The sequence below is a fragment of the Oceanisphaera sp. genome, assembly GCF_052084945.1.
Classification (GTDB): Bacteria; Pseudomonadota; Gammaproteobacteria; order Enterobacterales; family Aeromonadaceae; genus Oceanimonas.
The window spans coordinates 1-5,831 of sequence record NZ_JBQDEX010000140.1; the positions used below are offsets into that span (position 1 = coordinate 1).

The 5,831-nt window shown below is 46.6% G+C and carries 6 protein-coding genes; all 6 read left to right on the forward strand.

Features of this window, described 5'->3' with window-relative positions; all coding sequences use genetic code 11:
* Positions 1–197: 197 nt before the first annotated feature.
* Positions 198–458 (forward strand): helix-turn-helix domain-containing protein, encoded by a 261-nt coding sequence (locus ACTHY5_RS10895; protein WP_441879537.1) that lies wholly within the window; start codon positions 198–200, stop codon positions 456–458.
* A gap of 200 nt (positions 459–658) precedes the next feature.
* Positions 659–1,594 carry an ROK family protein gene (locus ACTHY5_RS10900; protein WP_441879539.1) on the forward strand — a complete coding sequence of 312 codons (936 nt, stop codon included), beginning with the start codon at positions 659–661 and terminating at the stop codon, positions 1,592–1,594.
* A gap of 62 nt (positions 1,595–1,656) precedes the next feature.
* Positions 1,657–2,268, forward strand: a complete 612-nt coding sequence (locus tag ACTHY5_RS10905; protein WP_441879541.1) for an FKBP-type peptidyl-prolyl cis-trans isomerase — start codon at positions 1,657–1,659, stop codon at positions 2,266–2,268.
* A gap of 219 nt (positions 2,269–2,487) precedes the next feature.
* The gene (gene dapB, locus ACTHY5_RS10910) at positions 2,488–3,300 is read left to right on the forward strand and encodes a 4-hydroxy-tetrahydrodipicolinate reductase (protein ID WP_441879543.1); all 813 of its coding nucleotides are present in this window, start codon (positions 2,488–2,490) and stop codon (positions 3,298–3,300) included.
* 377 nt (positions 3,301–3,677) lie between these two features.
* Entirely contained in the window at positions 3,678–4,814 is a 1,137-nt protein-coding gene (carA, locus tag ACTHY5_RS10915) for a glutamine-hydrolyzing carbamoyl-phosphate synthase small subunit (protein WP_441879545.1), read from the forward strand.
* Between the two features lie 14 nt (positions 4,815–4,828).
* Positions 4,829–5,831, forward strand: a 1,003-nt coding sequence (gene carB, locus ACTHY5_RS10920; RefSeq protein ID WP_441879547.1) for a carbamoyl-phosphate synthase large subunit, incomplete at its 3' end; no start/stop codon positions are given.

Consider the following 5,831-nt stretch of genomic DNA (forward strand, 5'->3'; position numbering starts at 1 on the left):
AAAATCAGGCGAAATGGCGATGCGACGGTTTAATTATGTGGGGATCCCTCAGTGTTTTATAAGTATTAGCAGGAACTTTGTTAGTTTTTTTTGGTTAAAATAAGACCAGAGCATAACGAGTCTATCATTGTAGTGTTAAGCTTAGAGTAGCCAAGGACGGAGTATTTTATTAAAAGACGTCGGTAGGAGTGAACAATATGAACCCAAATACCAGCTTAGTCGGTAAAAAAATCCGAAAAATTCGAGAAGTAATGGGGCTTAGTCGACCTAAATTTGCCGAGTTACTTCAAGTGCCGCCCACGACATTAAAAAATTATGAGTTAGGTTATCGGGAAGTTGGAGGTGCTTTTTTAGTGGCGCTCGCTCAGCACCCTGAGTTGCATCAGTATACGTTATGGTTATTAACCGATAAAACCATAGATAGTGTCGGCCAAGTAGCGCCTCAAGAAAGCCAGTAACTTTGTGCTATACCTTGATAAAAGAGAGTGAGAGAAGTACCCGCTTATTGCGCAAAATCGATAAAGAGCGCGTATTATGGCTGGGCTTACTTCTCTTTGCTTTTACGGTATTTGCAGATACCTAGGTGCTCGTTTCTCTTCTTTTCTACACCCACTCTCGGCTAAAATCAACGCTAGAATTTTACGCAAGGAACAGCTGCATGTATTACGGTATTGATATTGGAGGGACGAAAGTTGCCTTTGCAATATTTGATGGCCAAGGCGAAGAGCAAGAGCGTTTTGTACAGCCCACCCCCAAGATAGCGTATGCCGCTTTTCTTTCGTTACTCACCGAGTGGGTGATGCAAGCTGATGCACGCTGGCAAACGCAAGGCAAAGTGGGCATTGGTTTTCCTGGTATAAAAGACAAGCAGGGTCGGCTGCTGGCTCCTAATATTGCGGTGCTTCATAAGCAAGATATACAACATGATTTACAGCAACGTTTAAGTCGACGGGTTAAAGCAGATAATGATGCCAACTGTTTTTTATTGTCGGAGTACCATGGGGGGGCAGCTGCTGGGCGAGAGCTAGCACTGGCGCTGACATTAGGTACTGGTATTGGTGGTGCGTTAATACATCAGGGGCAATTAGTTAATAGTTACCGAGGAGGTTGTGGCGAGTTTGGGCATGGTGCTATTAATGCCTGTCTATTGTTGCGTAACCCAGAGTTGCCATTGCTAAAGTGTGGTTGTGGCTTACAGGGTTGCCTAGAAACCTACGCTTCTGGTACCGGGTTAGTTCGGTTATATCAGCATGTGTTACAAGCCCGCCTTAATGCCTCTGTGCCTCCTCTTGCCCACTCTGGGCCTGCCATTATTAGCGCATGGCAGCAGGGCGAACCGTGTGCGAGTGCGGCGGTATCATTATATTGTGATATTTTGGCTGCGGGCTTAGGTTCGTTGATGACACAGCTCGACCCCGACGTTGTTGTGCTGGGAGGGGGCTTAAGTGAAGAAGCTTGGTTATATCAAGCATTAAATGAGCGTATTCCCGCCTACCTTATGCGCAATGTCACTCCTGGGCTGATTCTTCCCCCCACTTTTGGCGGTAGTGGCGGCGTACGGGGTGCTGCATTATTGGCCAAGTGCACGGATTGACCATTTAGCTGGCGCTGATATTTTGTTAGCATACTTCTTTTACCCAAACCAAAGGGAATGTCATGTCGTCATATGAGACAGTAGAGCTAAAGGCCAGCTACGGTGTTGGTCGTCAAATCGGTGATCAATTGACTCAGCAGTCTTTTGAAGGTTTAGAAGTATCAGCAGTGCAACAAGGCTTGGCTGATGCCATTGCCGACGTTGATTTCGCTGTGTCTCGCGAAGACATTAATAGCGCGTTTCAGGTGATTACTCAGCGCATGCAAGAGCAGCAAGCAGCACAGTCTGCTAAAGCAAAAGAAGCAGAAGCTGAATTCTTAGGTACTAACGGTGCCCGCACTGAAGTGGAGCAAACTGAATCGGGTTTGCAGTACGAAGTATTAGTGAAAGGTGACGGTGCTGTTCCAGCAGAAACTGACACTGTGAGTGTACATTACCACGGTACTTTTATTGACGGTTCTGTTTTTGACAGCTCAGTTATGCGCGGCGAGCCAGCTCAATTCCCAGTGAATGGTGTTATCAAAGGCTGGGTTGAAGCTCTGCAATTGATGCCTGTTGGCTCTAAATGGAAGCTGTATGTGCCATACGAGTTGGCCTATGGCGAACAAGGTGCAGGCGCTATTCCTCCTTGTGCGACCTTAGTGTTTGAAGTTGAACTGTTAGAAATCGCATAATGAACTAAAAACCGGCTAAGGCCGGTTTTTTTTGCTGCTAAATATCGTTTTAAAACCCCGCCTGATCTGGCAAACTTCTGCCATACATTGTTCAATATCGCCATAAATTGTGAGCCATAAGCTGTCAAAGAAGTGTCTTAGAAAGCTGATAGCCCACAGTTTATCGCTTATCACCGTCTCTTTATGGTGGTCACATTAATCAATAAGGAAGAAAACAGCATGACAAATCCGGTTCGCATTGCCGTAGCTGGTTGTAATGGACGTATGGGAAAAGTATTAGTGGAGTCTGTGACTCAAACCCAAGGGGTGGTGCTAACAGCGGCCATTGAGCATGCAGGCTCTAGCGTATTAGGTGCTGATGCCGGTGAGTTGGCCAATGTGGGACATTTAGGAGTGAGGGTGACCGACGACTTGAGCGCGGTTATTGAGCAAGTGGATGTGATTATCGACTTCACTCGCCCCGAGGCTACCTTAGCCAATATTGCCCTAGCACAACAGCACAGTAAGCGACTGGTGATAGGTACTACGGGCTTTGATGAAGCACAAAAAGCGCAAATTCAAGCCGCCCTTGCCGATACCGCCATGGTGATTGCCTCTAACTACAGTGTAGGGGTTAATGTGATGTTCAAGCTACTGGAGCAAGCCGCCAAGGTGATGGGGGACTACACAGACATTGAAATTTTAGAAGCTCATCACCGCTATAAAGTGGATGCCCCCTCTGGCACAGCACTTAGCATGGGAGAAGTGATTGCAGATACCTTAGGCAGAGATCTAAAAACCTGCGCCGTATATGGCCGTGAAGGCATTACCGGTGAGCGTGACCCTAACACCATTGGTTTTGCAACCGTGCGCGCCGGAGATATTGTGGGTGAACATACGGCGATGTTTGCAGATATTGGCGAGCGCCTGGAAATCACCCATAAAGCGTCTAACCGCTTAACCTTTGCCAATGGTGCTGTGCGTGCGGCGGCTTGGGTAGCCGAGAAAGATGCCGGCTTATTCGATATGCAAGATGTATTAGATCTAAAATGATGTAGTGCCCAGCTTAAAGATGCAGATTGTTTCATCTTAAGCTGGGCGTTTTCATCCCAACCCCCAACCCCCAACCCCTAATCCCCAATCCCCAATATTTAATTGTTTACTTTAATGTGTACAATGTTTATCGATTTAGTTGTTTATTAGACTTTTATTTAAACATTATCCGTTTTTTTGTCTGTTTTGTGGAGGATTACGCATTTTTAATGTTAAGTGACGTACTTTTTATAAAATAAATTGTTGATGTCGTCAGGGATATATAAACTGCGCAGAATTTGCCCAGTACAAGCCGAGAAGACTATACTTTTATGGTAATTTTCTCGTGACAACCAGGTGAATTGATTATTTATCAATAAGTTAACTTGGAGGTTGTCGTGAAGCATACAGCATTGCTGGCACTAGAAGACGGGACTGTCTTTTATGGTACAGCTATCGGGGCTGACGGGTGCTCCGTTGGTGAAGTCGTATTTAATACTTCAATGACGGGGTACCAAGAAATACTGACCGACCCGTCTTACTCTCATCAAATAGTGACCCTCACTTACCCCCATATCGGCAATACCGGTATCAATAACGAAGATGAAGAATCAAACCGTATTCATGCTCAAGGTTTGATTATTAGAGACTTACCCTTGCTTGCCTCAAACTTTCGTCATCAGGGCTCTTTGTCCGATTATCTTAAAGCCCAAGGTATTGTTGGCATTGCTGATATTGATACCCGAAAATTGACACGTATTTTGCGAGAAAAGGGCGCTCAGGCCGGCTGTATTATGGCCGGAGCTGATTTAGACGAAGCCAAAGCCTTGGCTGCCGCTCATCGCTTTCCCGGCCTTAATGGCATGGATTTAGCAAAAGAAGTGACCACTCATACGACTTACTCTTGGCGACAAGGATGCTGGATCTTAGGCAAAGGTCACAGTGAGTCTACTGAGGCGGATCTGCCTTATCACGTTGTGGCCTACGACTATGGCGTTAAACGTAATATTTTGCGCATGCTCGTTGAGCGCGGTTGTCGAGTCACTGTGGTTCCGGCACAGACCCCAGCGGTTGAGGTGTTAGCGCTTAAGCCCGATGGTATTTTCTTATCTAATGGGCCAGGTGATCCTAAGCCTTGTGATTACGCTATTAGCGCGATTAAAAATCTGTTAGATACCCAGATCCCAATATTTGGTATCTGCTTAGGTCACCAGCTGTTGGCGTTGGCCTGTGGGGCTCGCACTATGAAAATGAAGTTTGGTCACCACGGGGCTAATCATCCGGTAAAAGATATCGCGCGCAATCTAGTGATGATCACCAGCCAAAATCATGGCTTTGCAGTAGATGAAGCAAGCTTACCTGCCAATGTGAAGGTCACCCACAGGTCACTGTTTGATGGCACCTTACAAGGTATTACGCTTACCGATAAAGCGGCGTTTAGTTTTCAGGGGCACCCCGAAGCGAGCCCTGGGCCTAATGAGGCTGCAAGCTTATTCGACCATTTTATCGATTTGATTAAACAGCATAGCGCGTAAGGAGTTGTCTCATCATGGCAAAACGTACCGACATACACAGCATATTGATTTTAGGCGCAGGCCCGATTGTGATTGGTCAGGCGTGTGAGTTTGACTACTCAGGCGCGCAGGCCTGTAAAGCCTTAGGTGAAGAAGGGTATAGAGTCATTTTGGTGAACTCGAACCCTGCCACCATTATGACAGATCCCGATATGGCCGACGCCACTTATATTGAGCCTATTCACTGGGAAGTGGTGCGAGAGATCATTAAAAAAGAGCGCCCCGATGCCATTTTACCTACCATGGGTGGGCAAACGGCGCTTAACTGTGCTCTCGACTTGGAAAAGCACGGTGTGTTAGCTGAGTTTTCGGTAGAAATGCTGGGTGCCACCGCCGATGCGATTGATAAGGCCGAAGACCGTAGCCGTTTTGATCAGGCAATGAAATCCATTGGGTTAGCGTGCCCTCGTGCCGGTATTGCGCGTAGCATAGAAGAAGCCCATCAGGTACAAGCTAAAGTAGGCTTCCCTTGCATTATTCGGCCCTCGTTTACTATGGGGGGAACCGGTGGGGGGATTGCTTATAATCTAGATGAATTCGTCCAAATTTGTACTAATGGACTGGACTTGTCCCCAACCAAGGAACTATTGATAGATGAGTCCTTAATTGGCTGGAAAGAGTACGAAATGGAAGTGGTGCGTGATGCTAATGATAACTGCATCATTGTTTGTACGATTGAAAACGTTGACGCCATGGGCGTACACACTGGCGACTCTATTACAGTAGCACCAGCACAAACGCTCACGGATAAAGAATATCAAATTATGCGTAATGCCTCGTTAGCTATTTTACGGGAAATTGGTGTAGAGACTGGCGGCTCTAACGTGCAGTTTGGCATTGAGCCTAATACTGGCCGTATGGTCGTCATTGAGATGAACCCGCGGGTTTCTCGTTCTTCTGCGCTAGCTTCTAAAGCCACTGGCTTTCCGATTGCAAAAATTGCCGCTAAATTAGCAGTGGGTTATACCCTAGATGAAC

Bases quoted from the DNA above. Each gene is read 5' to 3' on its own strand.
- ACTHY5_RS10895 (WP_441879537.1), top strand. From the start codon at position 198: ATGAACCCAAATACCAGCTTAGTCGGTAAAAAAATCCGAAAAATTCGA.
- ACTHY5_RS10900 (WP_441879539.1), top strand. From the start codon at position 659: ATGTATTACGGTATTGATATTGGAGGGACGAAAGTTGCCTTTGCAATA.
- ACTHY5_RS10905 (WP_441879541.1), top strand. From the start codon at position 1,657: ATGTCGTCATATGAGACAGTAGAGCTAAAGGCCAGCTACGGTGTTGGT.
- dapB (WP_441879543.1), top strand. From the start codon at position 2,488: ATGACAAATCCGGTTCGCATTGCCGTAGCTGGTTGTAATGGACGTATG.